Genomic DNA, 16,505 nt, shown 5'->3' on the forward strand with positions numbered 1-16,505 from the left:
CATGACCGACTGGCTCAACCAACCCGTTTCCCTCGCAGGCTTACCCACGACAGCGCTCGAAATCCTGGGTTTCATTACCGGCGCCATTTGTGTTTACCTCAACACGCGCCAGAATGTACTCGGCTGGTTTTTCGGCATTATCAATGCGGTATTGTACGGGGTGGTTTTCTGGCAGGTACGGTTGTACGCGGATATGGGTTTGCAGGGCTACTATTTCCTGACCAGCATTTACGGATGGTGGATGTGGAAATTCGGCGGGCAAAATCACGACGGCCTGCGCGTTACCCGCACACCCATCAAGCTCTACATGGCATTTGGGTTGATTTTCATAGCAGTGACCCTTTTATGGGGCTTTCTGCTCGGCAAATTCACCAACGCCAGCCTCACCTACGCCGATTCGGCCCTTACCGTCGCCAGCCTGATCGGCCAATGGATGATGGCCCGCAAATACCTCGAAAACTGGATCGTCTGGATCGTCGCCGACGCGGCGTATGTGGTCATGTATTTTTACAAAAATCTCCATCTCACCGCAATTTTGTACGCGGTGTTTCTGGTACTCGCGGCTATCGGTTATGTGCAATGGCGGCGGGATGTTATTCGTCAGGTGTAGTCAGAAATAGTCATTTATGGTCAGGTGTTGTCAGAAATGGTCATTTGTAGTTTGGGATGGCCATTAATCGTCTTATACACCTCCTCCATTCATATCTATATTTGACAATACTTGACTACAAATCACTATTCCTGACCAATTCGTCGCGATTATGCAGCGTCGTTCAGTCAAGAGTATCGAACGGGATTTCCTGATCTTCAAGCAATGTGCGGATGCGTGGCGAATCCTGGAAAACAATTTGCAGTTCTTTTTTCGCAACGCCTTCCTCTTCCTCGTCGAGCCATTTCCAATCCTCCGCGGTCGCGTCGAAAATGTCGATAATTGTCAAAAGCTTCTCTTCGGATTTTTCCTTTGAAAGCCATGCTCCTGAATTTCCAATGTAGATAATGACCTTCTTTTCATCGATCCATTCGAGGTCGTTGAGCATTTCATCGAGCGCGTCAAGGTTTTTGCCGGAATAGTCGGGGAAACGCATGGCAGCGGCAATCGCCTCGTGGAAATCTTTGACAGAGGTTGCCTTGTCCCCATCAATATGGGCTACAAACGCGCCCAGGAATGTTTTACGGACATCAGATTCTTCCCGGGCCAGCAGGAAGTGTGTGTTTTTCATAGAGTCGTTGATTTAAAACACTGCAAGTTAGAGAAAAATGGACGTGCAAGTCCAGCCTTTCAGTAGTGTTTTATTTCAAATACCGCTTTCTTAACAAATGCATCATATGCACATTGATACCCCACTGATCGGAGAGTGGCTGATGTGTAAACGGCACGGTTGGCTGATAATTCGGCGGTCCGAATTCCGTCAGAACGGTTAGTGTTTCACCACTTTTGACCTTGTATTCAACTACCTTGTCCCACCATGCCAAATGCGCCTTCACGGCCGCTTCCCATTCCGGTGCGCGCGGGTCGTTCACCTGAGGGCCTTCCTCGTGGCCCACACGCGAGTGGATGTGCCCTACGCGTGCGAGCGCGAACTGAACGGTTTCTTCCTGGTCTTGTAAAAGGCTTTCATGCACGTTGCACCAATGCGAAATATCGAGCGTGAGCCTGAGTGCCGGATTTTTCTCGATGAAATTCCGGGCCACGTGCGCTGCGAAAAGCATTCGTCCGCGGTGCGTTTCGTGGTAAATAGGAATGCCGCTTTTGGTCGAAGCCTCGGTGGTATGGTCTATAAATGCCTTGTTCTGTTCGTAGTTAAAATGGTCGCGACCACTGTGGCAGTTAATGTAAAGCGGCTTCACAGGCCATTGCGTGGTTGCCGCATCGATCTGTGATTTAAATGCATTCAAATGCGTTTTGTAATCCCGCTCGCCCGATCCGCAGAGGAACCCTACTTCGAGGTTATGCTTTTTCAATGCGTCAAAAAGCTCCTTCTGCTTGTCTTTCGAGCCTTGCCACCACATTTCGATGCCGTCGTAACCTTCCTTTTTGACCGCTTCACAAAATTGGTCGGTAGTTCCCTGAAAGCCCCAGTTTGTACCGAGCACTTTCAATGATAATTTATTTTCAAACTGCACGGCAGCTTTATTCGCGTCGGCGATGGATTCGAAAGTCGTTAATGCGCTGGCTGTGGTGACTGCGGCGGCTGTGGCGTTATTAATGAAATCCCGGCGGTTCATTTTTAATTTTGAATGACTGAATGAGTGAATGAGTGAATGGACGTCATTTCTTCGACGCCGCGACAGGCTTGGTGACGGTGCTGTCGCCTGCTTTCAGGAATTGCGCCACTTCGGCTTCGCTGAAACCGTTTACAATCTGTAAACCTGGGTTCTGGCGGGCGGTTTGGGCTACCACGCTGTCCGTCACACCGGATTGCCACACGTAAACCGAGCGCAGCCCTTTAGTCGTGGCAATGTTTTTCAAACCGGCGTCCCCGATTTTAGTATCGATCACATTCAGGTATTCCAGATGCGGCAGGCTTTTGATCTGCGCAATGCCCTGGTCGGTTACGCCGGTGTGTTCCAGGTGAAGTTTGGTGAGGTTTTTCAATTTGGCAATTTCCTTTAACCCGCCGTCGGTAATCTGGGTACCACCCAGTTTGAGCCAGGTTACCTGCTCGGCAACCGGCAAAAGCAATGCAATGTCCTGATCACTAAACTTCGGCGCATTTACCGCGCTCACTTCCAGCAAATTCTGATCTTGCGACAATGTGTTGACAATCAGCCCTGCTTTGCGTAGCGCCTGAATATCAGCTTCCTTAGCGGGTGAAACTTTCAATGTCGCGATCGCAGATTCTTTCTGTTTTGCTCCGCCCGAGCCGCCGGTCGCAGAACCACCGCCCAACGACGCCAGCGCCGGTTTCACCTGATCGGGTACCGTCAATTCAGACACTTTTTTATCCGCAGGCGCACCCTGGTCGATCCACCATGAGAGCAATGCGATCTGCTCGGTGCTCAGCTGCGGCTTGCCTTTCGGGGGCATGTGGTTATCATCGCTCTCGTCCAGCAGGCAGCGTTTGATCATATCGCTTTCAGCGCCTTTGCCGGCCACCAGTGCCGGGCCGTTCTCGCCGCCTTTCATGAGCAATGCAAGCTCGTCCATACGCAGATCGCCTTTTTTCTTGCTTGCATTGTGGCATTGCGTACAACGCGCTTCAAGGATCGGCTGGACAATATCTTTATAAACAACAGCCTGCTGCACATCGGTAATAGGCTTGATTTCCTTCGCTTTTTCTTCGATAGGATCCATTCCTGCGAAGCTGCGGAAGGGTTCGGGGGTATATTGGGTAAGGTAACCGTCCCCGTGTGTCAGCGAACCGCCGTCGTGGCCGGCGGTCATGGTCAATACAACTGCCACGGCGAATGCGGGCAAATAAATGGCTTTCCCAAAGGAAAGTTTGCCTGCAAGCCTGTCCGATTTGACAAGCCAGGCAACCCAGGCGAATGCCGCTACACCAATGCCTTTCCACATATGCGCACCCAGCAGATCTTCGTCATAGCCTCCTCCCAGCGACAGCAGATAACCCGCAATGCACGCGAAAGTGGCGCTCACCGCCGACCAGAACAGCACAAAAACCACGGTGGATTCACTCACCGAAATCTTGCCTGTCCTCCGACCGATTTCGATCAGTGCTGCTATTAACAGAAAACCAATGGGTAAATGCACCAGCACCGGGTGGAAACGCCCGATAAAAAGTGCCCAGGGCGACGCCTGAAGAAGAGGAATGAGCATACGGGAAATGAGTATTAATGGGTTAGGATGTATTTAAATTTCAATGCATTACAATCTGAAAACTTCCGGGCATGGAATGGCTACCGGCGAATTGTCAGGATTGACTTCCATAATATCGGCCATGTGGTCCCACCATCTTTTCATAATGGGCAATGCGGGAAGGCTGGCGGTCGTATCGTTAGCACCCACTTTTTGGAAAGCAAAGAGCGCCAGCGTGGCTTCGTCGAGGAAAATATAGTATTCCGTAATTCCAGCCTCTTTCAAAAGCTGGCTCAGTTCGGGCCATATTTCGTCGTGCCGCTTTTTATACTCCGCTTCAAATCCGGGTTTGAGCTGCATCCGGAATGCCTTGACTGTTTCTTCCGCCATGGTTTGGTTTAAATACTGCTAAAAAATGGACTGTTATGCGATTACCTGTTTTACGACTTTGCCCTCGGTATCCGTCAGCCTGAAATTCCTTCCCTGGAACGGATAAGTGAATTTTTCATGGTCGAAACCCATCAAATGCAGGATTGTAGCCTGCAAATCGTGGACATGCACGCGGTCTTTCGCGCCGTAATAACCTAATTCGTCGGTTTCTCCATGGCTATGCCCCCTTTTGACCCCGCCGCCGGCCATCCACATCGTGAATGCGTCCAAATGATGGTCGCGGCCCATGAATGGCATAACCAGTCCATTCCTGTTTTCCTGCATGGGAGTCCTTCCGAATTCCGCTCCCCAAATGATGAGCGTTTCTTCTAAAAGCCCGCGCATTTTCAAATCTTTGATCAATGCGGCAATCGGCTGATCCGATTCGCGGCATTTCTGGCGCAAACCACCTTCCACGTTATGGTCTTTCGATGTGCCGTGTCCATCCCAGCCCCAGTCGAATAACTGCACAAAACGCACATCATTCTCGACCAGTTTTCGTGCCAGAAGACAGTTCATTGCAAAAGTGCCCTCTCCCGGTTTCACACCATACATATCCAGTATAAACTGAGGTTCTTTCGAAACATCCATTACCTCAGGAACCGACATTTGCATCCGGAATGCCATTTCGTACTGGCTGATGCGGGTCAATATCTCCGGATCTTTTACATCTTCGTAAGTCTGGCGGTTTATTTCATTGATCGCCTCAATGGTCTGCTTACGCATATCGCGGTTCATGCCGCTTGGGTCGCTCACATACAAAACGGGATCGCCGCCAGTACGGCATTGCACACCCTGGTATACCGAAGGCAGAAAGCCGCTTCCGTAGACGCTCTTTCCGGCATCAGGTTGTTGCCCTCCCGAGGCCAGTACAATGAAACCCGGCAAATTCTGATTTTCAGATCCCAGCCCATATACCGACCAGGCTCCCAGACTCGGCCGCCCCAACCGCGGGCTTCCCGTATGCATCAGCAGCTGCGCAGGTGCGTGATTAAACTGGTCCGTATGCATGGCTTTCAGAAATGTGATTTCATCAGCAACTGTCTGCAAATAAGGAACATAGTCCGACATCCACGCCCCAGACTGGCCATACTGCGCAAATTTCCCCTGTGGGCCCAACATTTTGGGTACTCCCTGGATGAATGCGAATTTTTTCCCTTCCAGAAACTCGGCCGGGCAATCCTGACCGTGGTATTTCACCAGTTCCGGTTTATAGTCGAACAATTCCAGTTGCGAAGGCGCACCGGCCATGTGAATGTAAATTACGCGCTTGGCTTTCGGGGCGAACTGCGGGATTTTGGCTGCGGCTGCATTTCCGGGCACATTCGTTCCGGCATTGGATGTGCCGCAAGAACCCAGCAAAGAACCCAGTCCCAACGCGCCCAACCCAAATCCTGCCGACTGCAGAAAGTGCCTGCGGGTTTGCCGGTGCAGGTCTGCATGTTGAAGTTCTTTCAGTAGCTTTTCCATATGTTTTGCTCTCTAGCCCCAGGCTTAAGCCTGGGGTTATGGGTTATTCTTTTGTTACTACGTTGTCCAGGTTTAGCATTACGTTGGCTGATATTGTCAGGGCGGCCAGTTCGGGCGATCTTTCCTTGCCGTATGCCAGAATGCTGTCCGCATCGACCGGTTTTTTCTGATAAACGTCCAGCGCATCCTTGTATACCTTCACCAGTACATTCAGGTTCTTTTTTTCAATGGTCTGAAATGTCAGCATTCGGTATCCCTCGGTCAATTGCTGCTCCGGCGTCTTCCCTCTTTTCTGCATTTTAGTAGCCAGTTTTTCAGCCGCTTCCAGGTACACCGGATCATTTAAAGTCACCAGCGCCTGCAAAGGTGTATTGGTCAATATCCTTCTGGATTGACAAAATTCACGGCTGGGCGCGTCAAATGTGACCATCGACGGATAGGGTGCGGTCCGTTTCCAATACGTGTAAACTCCTCTTCGGTACCGGTCCTCCCCTTCGCTCAATACCCATTTTTCACCGCTATACGGCGACTGCCAAATCTTATCGGGCTGCGGAGGCATTACGCCCGGGCCGTACATTTTGTTTGAAATCAATCCGCTGCATGCGAGGGCCTGATCGCGCACCTGCTCTGCGCTTAGTCTTACCCGCGGGCCACGTGAGATATAGACATTGTAAGGGTCTTTTTCGAGTTTATCATGATCCGTTTTCGAACTCTGCCGGTAGGTAGCCGACATCACAATGGTTTTCAGCAATTTTTTGACACTCCAGTGATCGGTTTCTATAAAATCTGCTGCCAGCCAGTCCAATAGTTCCGGATGGCTCGGTTCTGCGCCCTGGGACCCGAAATCTTCCACAGTTTCCACGATTCCTTTACCAAAAAGCTGTTCCCAGAAACGGTTTACAATCACCCTTCCAGTCAGCGCATTGTCGCGGCTCACGATCCATTTGGCCAGGCCGAGACGGTCGCGGGAATATTCTTTCGGCATCGGAGCCAGCAGCTTGGGAACATCCGGCTTTACTTCCGCTCCTTTGACCATCCAGTTACCGCGTACGAAAACATTGGTTTTTCTGGCAAAATCACCTTTCCCCTCCCAGATTACAGGCATCCCTTCCACGGGCCGGGTCAGTACCGTAGCATAATCGGAAACAATTTGCTCATAACCAGGCTGACCTGCGCCCGGTATTCCTTTTTGAAAAGATGCCCAGCTGATACGAAGCCATTCGGTGGGCGCTTTCGGACTATTTAATGATAAGTAAATGTCGTGCTTCCCGGTTGCGTGATTTACCGGAGCAATGATGACAGTATCGCGGGTCGGGACCTTGATCGTCGACAGTACGGGCCCGTCGAGCTTGTCCAGATGTAGTGTCAATACCGCGTTTTCAGCTTTGGTTGAAACATTCATCAACACATTATCCACCCCGGTCAGGTTAACCTGCGGAATTCGCGCATTGCCTTTGTCTTTTACACCATAGTAGGAGATTTGCAGGACGGTAGACTGGTCGCCCTTCACAAAGTTATGTGCATTGATCTTCGGCTCCATGACCTTCATGAACTTCACTTTGGCTTCGAGTTCCTCCGGTTTGTATTTATTAATCCAGCCTTTGACACGCTCCACCCGGGCCGAGTCTACGCCTTTGTATAGCCTTAATTTTGGCCATTCATCCCACACATCTTCGTCACGGGAGTTGTTGAAGAACGCGGCGTATTTGTAATAATCTTCGTGCGGAATCGGATCGTACGGGTGGCTGTGACATTGAATGCAACCGAATGTAGTACCCTGCCAAACTTCCCAGGTTGTATTCACACGGTCGATCAATGCGGCATTACGAAACTCTTCGTCGTCGGTTCCGCCTTCATTGTTGGTCATCGTATTCCGGTGAAAACCAGTGGCTATCATGTTTTCTTCCTGAGGGAAACCGTCTTTCTTCTCAGGCAGCAGATCACCGGCTAGCTGTTCGATCGTAAAGCGATCGAAAGGCTTATCCTCGTTGAAAGATTTTACGACATAATCGCGGTAACGCCACATCGTGCGGCCGCCGTCGCTTTCATAGCCTTTGGTATCGGCATAGCGCGCCAGGTCCATCCACATCGAGGTCCATCTTTCCCCGTACGTCGGAGATTTGAGCAGTCTGTCGACTACTTTTTCGTAGGCATCGGCCGATTTGTCGTTTTCGAAATCCGCCACTTCCTTTTCGGTTGGCGGCAAGCCGGTAATATCCAGACTCACCCGCCTCAGCAAAGTGGCGCGATCAGCCTCCGGGGAAGTTGACAGTCCCTTTTCTTTCAGCTTCGCTACTACAAAATGGTCGATTTCATTCTTCGCCCAGGCTTTGTCGCCGGTATTGAGAAGGCCAAACAGATTACTGAAACTATTCAGCGAAGGCACATCAGGTCTTTCGATCTTTTTGTAAGACCAATGCGTTTCCCACTCGGCGCCCTCATTGATCCAGTCTTTCAGGATACCGATTTCCTTATCGTTGAGCGGCGTGCCATTCTTCGGCATTTTCTCGTCGGGATCATTAGAAAGTATCCGCCGGATCATCTCGCTCGCATCGGCATCGCCGCGTACCACGGGTATTTTGCCCGATTTGCCCGGTTCCAGCATTTCGTGTTCGAACAAAAAGCTGACGTCGCCTGCCTTTTTCACGCCCCCGTGGCAGCCCATGCAATGCTTGTTAAGGATCGGCTTCACATCGGCATTATAATTCACCTTCTTTTGCCATGGGAATCCCGCCCAGGAAAAATACATCACCGGCACAGCCACCACCACTAAACCGATCAAAAATCTGGTATGCATTGGTTTTATTTTAAATAATTATATCAGCAAGAAATACAAATATACCAATATGTTTATTAATACTAAACAAATGTCTATACAAGCCCGCAAAATGTTTATACAAACTACAAAAGCGGGTGATATCCTGTGAAAGACTACTAAATATAATCGCAATGCCCCGTCGCGACCCAACCCGATGAATAAGCAGCACGTTTGACTTATCCTGCTGTTTCTATGGCTAAAAGACTGAATTTAAATAAAATTACCCGTAAAATCCGGTCGGCGACGGAGCATTTCGTTACTGCCAGATGGCGTTCTGCTTCACATTAGGATTACCCTGCAGTTCTTTTTGCGGTAGCGGCAGCACATAATCGCGCTCTTTTGGCGCGCGGTCGAGCTTGTACTTCTCCGCGAAGTGTTTGATCTCCTTGCCCAGGTAATCGACCGGCCCGCCCAGCTTGCTTTTCCGCCGCAGCTCGGGGTACATAACCTGTTCAAAAACAAACTCTTGCATTCGCTCGTGAATAATCGCATCACGCATTGCCGACTGGCTCAGGCCTTTCAATGCCGTCAACCCGGCGCGAGCGCGTACTTTGTTGATCGACGCGAATGCATCGCCCTGACCGCTTTCGTTGCAGGCTTCGGAATGCCCGAGCAGAATGTCGGCCAGACGGATGTAAATCGTGTTTTTCTCGGTAGCCGCATTGCTTTTGTCCAGTTCGACGATCTTCGCCGCCCAGGCTTTTCCAAAAATCATTTGCGCCGGATCGTTCGGGTTCGCATCCGATTTTACCACGCCGCCGAAGCGGGAGAGGTTATAATCGGCCTTTTCGCTCCAATGCACAATGGGGTAGGTGCCGTTGATTTTGCCAAATCGTCCCGTAGGATAACTCTCTATGAACGTTCCGGCAATGCGCTTGTCCTTCGGATCATAACTCGCCCGAAATTCCTGCGTAGCACTTATCCAGCTCCATCCCGATCCGCCCAGTTCGCTTGGAAAATCTTCAGGGTTGAAGTGCATCGAATGGACATTGAACTCGTTCGGGTTTGCCGAGGCCGAAACCTGCGCTTCGAAAATCCGCTCGCCCTGGTTTTCATGGCTCAGATCAAAATTGTGGGAGAAATCGGCGAACAACGTGATGCCGCTATTGTTGATGATGTCCTCGCCAGTGGCCTTCGCTTCTGCCCATTTTTCATCCCAAAGCTGGGTTTTCATCAGAATCGATTTCGCAGCCCATTTCGTAGCACGACCAATATCCGCACCGGTATAGCTCGCCGGTAGTAAATCGGCCGCTGCTTTGGTATCCGCATAAATTTGCTCGATCACAGCCGCTTTTCCGCCCGTATTGGATGGCAATTCCGAAATATTCTGCGTCGATTTAGTCGTCAGCGGCACATTATCGAAATAGCTCAGCAAGCTGTAATAGTAGAACGCGCGCAAAAACAGCGCTTCTCCTTTTACGCGCTTGATCAAAGCTTCGTTCGACGGGTCTTTCATAGCATCGGCGGTTTCGATGATCGCATTCGCCCGGTTGATCGAGCGATAGCAGATTCCCCAGTAGGCCTCGATGTATTCGTCGGCCGGGTTCACATTGCCCAGGTTGTATTGCAGCGGCCCTTTCTCCCATCCCACCTGGTAACCTATCAGACATTCAAATACATAACGATCGTAGAAGTAGCCTGAGTATTGCGAGTTGAGGTCGTCGTAAACCGCATTCACACCCAGCGCCAATTCCGTAGCCGTTTTGTAGAAGGTGTCGGGATTGATAAAATCGGGTTTTTCCTTCAAATCCGAGCAGCCTGCTACCGCGAACAGTAAAGCCGAAAGGCCCGTCAATCTGATTTTATATAAAAATGACTTTTTCATAACAAACTGATTTTCAATTTGAAATATTAAATACCAAGATTAACACCCACTGTAAACATCCGCGACCGCGGGTAAGCGTCGTAATCGTCGCCGCGGTTCAGGTTGTTCTGGCCCTGGTTGTTCACTTCGGGATCGAAACCTTTGTATTTGGTGATCAGGAAGAGGTTCTGCGCACTCACATACACGCGCGCATTGCGGATGTATGCGCTCTTGATCGGGAGTGTGTACCCGAGCGAGAGGTTTTGCAGGCGCACGAACGAGCCGTCCTGGATAAAGAATGACGACCGGCGGAAGGAAATGAAGTCGCGGCGACCATCGATTACCGGGCGGGAAGCATTCGGGTTCTCGGGAGTCCAGGAGTCCGTCAGGATATTGGCGATCTGGTTGATTTTCTGCACGCCGTCACCCATTTCGGATTGTTGGAGATTGCGGATTTTGTTGCCGTGCACGCCCCGGAAGAATACCGAAAGATCGAAGCCTTTGTATTTTACACTGGTATTGAAACCCCAGGTCAGTTTCGGATTCGGATCGCCGATGATCCTGAAATCGTCGGTCGTATATTTTCCATCGCCGTTTACGTCCTCATATTTAGGATAGCCCGCTTTGGCGGAGTAAGTTTTGCCTTCCTCATCCGATTGGAACAAACCAATGTAGTTGTACCCGCTCCAAACGCCGATCGGATTGCCGCCTTCTACCCAACTGCCGAGCACACCGAGGTGGCCGCTGGTGCTGTTGGAAAAGAATGGCGTACTCATACCAAGATCGAGTATCTTGTTACGCAGCACAGACACATTTCCGCTCACGTCCCAGGTCAGTACACTATTACTGATGAGCTTATAATTCGCCGAAAATTCGAGGCCCTTGTTGCTCAGCGAGCCGGAGTTGAGCATAATGGTGCTGAAACCGGTGCTTTGCGGGATGGAAACGTCGAGTAGCAAGTCGGTGGTTTTGTTTTTGAATGCGTCGATCGTCAGGCTGAGGCGGTTGTTGAGCAATGCGAAATCCAGACCTACATTGAGCATTGAGGTGCTTTCCCACTTCAAATCCGAGTTCGGGATACGATTGGGCGCATAGCCTGAAACGAGCGTCGGTACGCCACCGAAAACGTAATTATAAGGTACCAAACCCGCTACCGAACGGTATACAGGGATTTGCGAATTACCGGTAAGTCCGTAGCTCGCGCGGATCTTGAAATCGTCGAACACCTTACCCAGCCCCGAATTCCGGAAAAAATCCTCATTCACCACGCGCCAGCCAATAGCTGCCGAAGGGAAAGTCGCCCATTTGTTATTCGGCCCGAATTTCGAAGAGCCATCCCGGCGAAGCGTCACTGTTAGCAAGTAACGGTCTTTTAAATTGTAATTAATCCGCCCCAGCATCGACATCAGCTCCCATTCCAAACGCCCCGAAGTCGGCACCAATGGCCGGCTGCCGTTTTGCATATTTACCGCGTCGATATCGTCGGAAGGAAGCCCACGGGTAGAAATGCCATCGAAATAGTTAATTTCCTTTTGATAGGTATACCCGAGTGTAACATCGAGATAATGCCCTTTGGCAATCTCTTTATTGTAGGTTAAAATATTCTCATTCAGTATGTTATTGGAATTCCGGTTCGCTTTCTGCAACTCGCGGCCATTCTGACGGCCGAGGTAGGTATAGTTGTTATAAAAAGTCGTCCGGCGTGCATTAACGATGTCGAGGCCGAGGCTTGTACGGAATTTCAAGCCTTCCAGAATATTGACGGTCAATGCCGACGTACCGAACAGACGGTTGGTAAAGTCTCTGTCATACCCTTCAACGGCTTCCGCCAAGGGGTTGGTCATAAAACGCTGATCGTAGCTCGCGTACTGGTATCCGCCATTCTGGTCGTAAACCGGCCCGGTAGGGTCGAGACCCAGCGCGGTAATGACGATCCCGCCTGGCCCGCCGCGGTCGGTGGGCACGTTACTGCTGCCCGAACGGTTAAACGACCAGCTGTTACTGAGCGTAGCTTTGCCTTTGAGGAAATCGTTGTCGAGATTCATCCGGAAACCATAGCGGTTAAAATCCGTATTCTTGATGATCCCTTTGTTATTCAAATAGTTTCCTACAAATGCATAGCGCATTCCCTTGTTGCCACCGGTAAACGAAAGCTGGTGATTGGACAGTCCGCCGGTGCGTGAAATCACGTCCCACCAGTCCGTACCGTTGCCAATTTGCGCGATCTGCGCGTCGGTATAGCGGGGGTTTCCGCCCTGGCTGCGTTCCAGCATATTAATGTAGCGGGCGTAATCGGAGCCATTCAGTACATCCACCTCCCGTGCGATGGTCTGGAATGAATAGGAACCGTCGTAATCTACCCGGCTCTGGCCTTCCTTTCCGCGTTTGGTGGTGATCAGGATTACGCCATTGGCGCCGCGGGAACCGTAAATGGAGGTCGCCGAGGCATCTTTCAGTATTTCAATGGATTCAATTTCGTTGGGGTTAATGGTCGCCATCGCATTGGTAGGCTGGCGGTTGCCTACGGTACCTAATGCACCGTTGTCGGGGTAGATAGGAAAGCCGTCGATCACGTAAAGCGGCTCGCTACCGCTGTTGATCGAGTTCGCGCCACGTACGCGGATGGAGATACCTCCGCCCGGCGCGCCCGACGTTTGCGTCACCTGCACGCCCGGCGCTCGCGACTGGATCGCCTGGTCCACCGAAGTTACCGGCATTTCGCGGATCGCATCGCCCTTAATGCTCGCCACCGAGCCCGTCAGATCACTCTTCCTAACCGAACCATAACCTACTACCACCACTTCTTCAAGTGCCTGGTTATCCGGCTGCATGGTTACATTCAAGGTCGTTTGACCGCCCAAAGCCACTTCCTGCGGTTTATATCCCACAAAACTGAATACGAGCACGGCATTCTGTTCAGCCACATCAAGCGCAAATGCGCCCTCCTGATCGGTGGTAGTGCCTTTTTGGGTGCCTTTGACAATCACACTTACGCCCGGCAGGCCTGCATTGTTCTCATCGATTACCTTGCCTTTAATTTGCGCGACCGCCGGGGTAGTAACCGCCTCGGCGGGCTCCGGCTGCTGGGGCTCGGTAACGGCGCCGGTTTCGGCGGTAAGCAAAATACGGCCCGCCGTTAGTTCATAAGCAATGTGCAGCGGGTCGAGAAGCGCGCTTAATGCCGAGGACAGCTTTTGCCTGTTAATATGTACGTCGACAGTCCGTTCGGCGCGGATATTCTTCTGGCTGTACGCAAACTTTACGTCGGCCTGCTCTTCGATGTCACGGAGGACATTTCTCAGTTCCGCATTCTGTGCATGGATTGTCACCATTCTCTCCATGATTTCCTGCGCCCGCCCCTCGCTCGCGGCGTGGGTGAGCGTTGTGAAAACCACTGCAAAAAGGATTTGGGCAAATGTTATTTTCATGACCATGCATAGTGATGCACACCATTTTAACTGTTGGGTTTTTTGCATATTTTTGAAGGTTCTATTTGTGAAAAACAGGACATCCGCCCGCTTACCGTCTGTCCAGGATCACGTAAGCAGGCATTCTCGAAGCCGGTAGTGGTGGTACACTATCGGTTTCTTTGTTTTAAGTCGGTGGGGTAGCTTTTATAGTTCCATAGTTAAGGGTTTAGGAGTAGGAAAAAGTCAGTCACAGCCGTGACCGTTGATCAGAATGCGTGTACCTTTCACTTCGTAATCGGCGCCGTTGGATTTGCAAACGAGCGCCAGCTTGTCGTAGAGCTGCATATCGGTAAGGTCTCCCGTGAAACTGCAATGCGCAATGCGGTCGTTCGCGAAAACAATCTCGATGCCATAAGCTTCCTGCAACGTCGCCGCTATCTTTTCCAGCTTCTCGTCATTGAAAATCATTTTTACCTCAGCCGCCGTATTTGAAGCTTTCACAGGCTCTGGTACAAGGCCGGTCATCAGGTGGCGGCTTTCGGCGAAATAGGTAACCCTCTGATTGGGCGTCAGCACGACTCCATTATCCTGGCTATCAACAGAATCACCTTCATTGAATGCCTCCCGGTTTTCAAACACAGACACTTTCCCGGTCACTACTTCCACTTCCAGCGCCTTGTCCTTTGCATTGTTTTTGATCCGGAAACTGGTCCCCAGCACGCGGGTGATGATTTTGCCGCTGTACACGAGGAAAGGCTGATCCGGATTGCGGGTAATCTCGAAAAATGCATTACCAGTGAGCTGCACCGTGCGCTTATCGCCTGTAAACGAGGCCGGGAATAAAATTTTAGCCCCAGGTTCGAGAGTTACCGTACTGCGATCGCTCAACGTCAGCCGTTTCGGAACGTCCGTTGTGTTCTCTTCGGTGATCAGGCGGCCATTGGAGGCTTGCACAAACATTCTTTCCTGCGTCACACCCTGCCTGCGGGCACCTTTCCCCAAAAATGCCCAGAAGCCGATCACCAGCAGCACTGCCGCAGCCGAAGCAATATACACCGACGCCCTGCGCCACCAATTCCGTACGACGACCGGCTCCGAATATTCCTCGGCGAACGTCTCTGCAGCAGGCGTTCCCGCGACAGGCGTTCCCGCGACAGGCGTTCCTGCGGCGGGGGCGCCCGCCGCAGATGTCTCCGCTGCCAGCTTGCCCAGCATTCGCTCCTCCATTTCACGCTTTTCCTCGTCGTTGAGCACCGCCATTCCATCGGCATTGAGGCTTTCATACCAGCGATGGATTTTCAGTATTTCCTCCTTCGTGCAGCTTCCCTCCCGGTATTTCAGGAGCAAGGCTTGCCATTCCTTATTGTTCATTGATGTGTAAATCAGATTCTCATAACGCTAAGCCGAAGAAATGGCTTTGTTCCCTAAATAGGTTTAGAAAATATTCGAATTATCCAATCTAAGAAGCATTTAAAGGTGAAAGTTCTTTGAAAAAGATAAAGAGGGAGAAATGGAGGAAAGTTAGGATGTAGGATTTTGCGCAATGTAGGTTGCCAGTTGGAGAGCAGGAGCGCTTGGGAAATTGGGTGTTAGAACAAGCCTGAGGCTGCCAGGAGTAGGATCATCACCTCTTTCAAATGCGTCCGTACGATCCTTACGGATTTGGTGAGGTGGTATTCGACGGCTTTCTCAGAGAGTCCGAAACGGGTGGCGATGCGGGAGATGGGCCAGTATTCGAGTTTGTGCAGGCGGAAAATTTCGCGCGTTTTCTCAGGCAGAATATGCAGGCATTCGTCGATCACGCGAAGGAGATCGTCCAATGCGAGCTGGTTTTCGGTATTCAGATCCTGTATGCTGTCGAATGAGGCGTAATAATCGAGGTACTCGAACGTCCGGCCTTTCGTGCGGATGTAGTCGATGACCTCGTAGCGGACGGCGGAAAAAAGGTAGTAGTTCAGGTTTTCGACATGCAGTGTATCCCGTTCCCGCCAGAGCCGCAGAAAAATGTCCTGCACGATCTCCTCGGCCGCTTCCTTGTTCCTCAGCTTGCGGTAGGCAACCAGGAACATATCGTACCAATAGGCCTTGTAAACCGCTGTAAAAGCTTCCGCGCCCCCATTTTGGAATGCGAGAAGCAGGTGGCCGGCCTTGTCATTATCCACCATTACAGCTAGGTTTTATAAGGGATTTGGAAACAGGATTCTGGCAAAGTTATATTATTTGTTTTTATTATCCAGTAATTAAAATTTGTGATAAAACAGGAACAGATTGATAATCCACAGTTACGCGATGGCTCATTTCCCGTAATTTTGGTTGCTTTACCAATTGATTTTGCCCGGCTTCGGCCTCCTTATAAACCTATTCACAGATGAAAAAACAATCAAGAAACACCCTGTTATGGTGCGGAATCAGCGAAAGCCTTCCGAATGCCCAAATAGTGTGCATTAAGGACACCTAAGACAGAATTTATTTTTGAATCCTTACAAACACATTCATCATGCAATCACTTTCACAATTACCCGATTTATCGGAAGCTCAACCATTGGCTTTCGGAAAGCAAGTCAGCGAACTGCTAAACAGCGAAACGCCCGAGGAGTGGGCGGCCGGTCAGGTGAAAGCCTCCGGAATGCGTGCACGGCGCGCTTAGGACACCTTCCGCAGGGCGATTTTTTCTTGCGGTGCGCTGCACCTAAAAATTTTTGGATCACGACCAATTCTACAAATATTACGGGGCGCTGCCCCTATCGTCCCGGGGTTCGCGCGAACGACAGGCGCAGAGCACCAAAATATTTGTAGAAACGGGGTATTCGTGTGCAA

At 50.8% G+C, this 16,505-nt stretch carries 12 protein-coding genes; 2 read left to right on the forward strand and 10 right to left on the reverse strand.

The window, feature by feature from the left end; genetic code table 11:
- Nucleotide 1 precedes the first annotated feature (1 nt).
- Complete coding sequence (gene pnuC / locus BMW93_RS29965) at nt 2–610, forward strand: nicotinamide riboside transporter PnuC (protein WP_090385249.1); 609 nt, start codon at nt 2–4, stop codon at nt 608–610.
- Nucleotides 611–773: 163 nt separating this feature from the next.
- Here the strand turns inward: pnuC and BMW93_RS29970 are convergent, their stop codons facing one another.
- The 10 genes from BMW93_RS29970 to BMW93_RS30015 all read right to left on the reverse strand — a co-directional run bounded on the left by BMW93_RS29970 (nt 774) and on the right by BMW93_RS30015 (nt 15,853).
- Nucleotides 774–1,220, reverse strand: a complete 447-nt coding sequence (locus BMW93_RS29970; protein ID WP_090385252.1) for a barstar family protein — start codon at nt 1,218–1,220, stop codon at nt 774–776.
- 70 nt (nt 1,221–1,290) lie between these two features.
- Nucleotides 1,291–2,226, reverse strand: coding sequence for a sugar phosphate isomerase/epimerase (locus tag BMW93_RS29975; RefSeq protein ID WP_090385254.1), 936 nt, complete (start codon nt 2,224–2,226; stop codon nt 1,291–1,293).
- Nucleotides 2,227–2,269: 43 nt separating this feature from the next.
- Nucleotides 2,270–3,778: a c-type cytochrome domain-containing protein gene (locus BMW93_RS29980; RefSeq protein ID WP_090385257.1), complete on the reverse strand. Its 1,509-nt coding sequence runs from the start codon at nt 3,776–3,778 to the stop codon at nt 2,270–2,272.
- A gap of 48 nt (nt 3,779–3,826) precedes the next feature.
- Nucleotides 3,827–4,147, reverse strand: coding sequence for an L-rhamnose mutarotase (gene rhaM, locus BMW93_RS29985; protein ID WP_090385261.1), 321 nt, complete (start codon nt 4,145–4,147; stop codon nt 3,827–3,829).
- Between the two features lie 33 nt (nt 4,148–4,180).
- The gene (locus tag BMW93_RS29990; protein ID WP_090385264.1) at nt 4,181–5,656 is read right to left on the reverse strand and encodes a DUF1501 domain-containing protein; all 1,476 of its coding nucleotides are present in this window, start codon (nt 5,654–5,656) and stop codon (nt 4,181–4,183) included.
- A gap of 43 nt (nt 5,657–5,699) precedes the next feature.
- On the reverse strand, nt 5,700–8,453 hold the full coding sequence (locus BMW93_RS29995) for a DUF1553 domain-containing protein (protein WP_090385266.1): 2,754 nt from the start codon (nt 8,451–8,453) through the stop codon (nt 5,700–5,702).
- Between the two features lie 277 nt (nt 8,454–8,730).
- Nucleotides 8,731–10,299, reverse strand: a complete 1,569-nt coding sequence (locus tag BMW93_RS30000) for a RagB/SusD family nutrient uptake outer membrane protein (protein WP_090385269.1) — start codon at nt 10,297–10,299, stop codon at nt 8,731–8,733.
- A 26-nt stretch (nt 10,300–10,325) separates the two neighbouring features.
- Nucleotides 10,326–13,706 carry a TonB-dependent receptor gene (locus tag BMW93_RS30005; protein ID WP_229241000.1) on the reverse strand — a complete coding sequence of 1,127 codons (3,381 nt, stop codon included), beginning with the start codon at nt 13,704–13,706 and terminating at the stop codon, nt 10,326–10,328.
- 225 nt (nt 13,707–13,931) lie between these two features.
- Nucleotides 13,932–15,059 (reverse strand): FecR family protein, encoded by a 1,128-nt coding sequence (locus tag BMW93_RS30010; protein WP_090385274.1) that lies wholly within the window; start codon nt 15,057–15,059, stop codon nt 13,932–13,934.
- Nucleotides 15,060–15,277: 218 nt separating this feature from the next.
- Nucleotides 15,278–15,853: a sigma-70 family RNA polymerase sigma factor gene (locus BMW93_RS30015; RefSeq protein WP_090385276.1), complete on the reverse strand. Its 576-nt coding sequence runs from the start codon at nt 15,851–15,853 to the stop codon at nt 15,278–15,280.
- A gap of 332 nt (nt 15,854–16,185) precedes the next feature.
- Between BMW93_RS30015 and BMW93_RS35605 the strand changes: the two genes are divergently transcribed.
- Nucleotides 16,186–16,335: a hypothetical protein gene (locus tag BMW93_RS35605; RefSeq protein ID WP_177194241.1), complete on the forward strand. Its 150-nt coding sequence runs from the start codon at nt 16,186–16,188 to the stop codon at nt 16,333–16,335.
- Nucleotides 16,336–16,505 lie beyond the last annotated feature (170 nt).

It is taken from the genome of Dyadobacter sp. SG02, assembly GCF_900109045.1.
Classification (GTDB): domain Bacteria; phylum Bacteroidota; class Bacteroidia; order Cytophagales; family Spirosomataceae; genus Dyadobacter.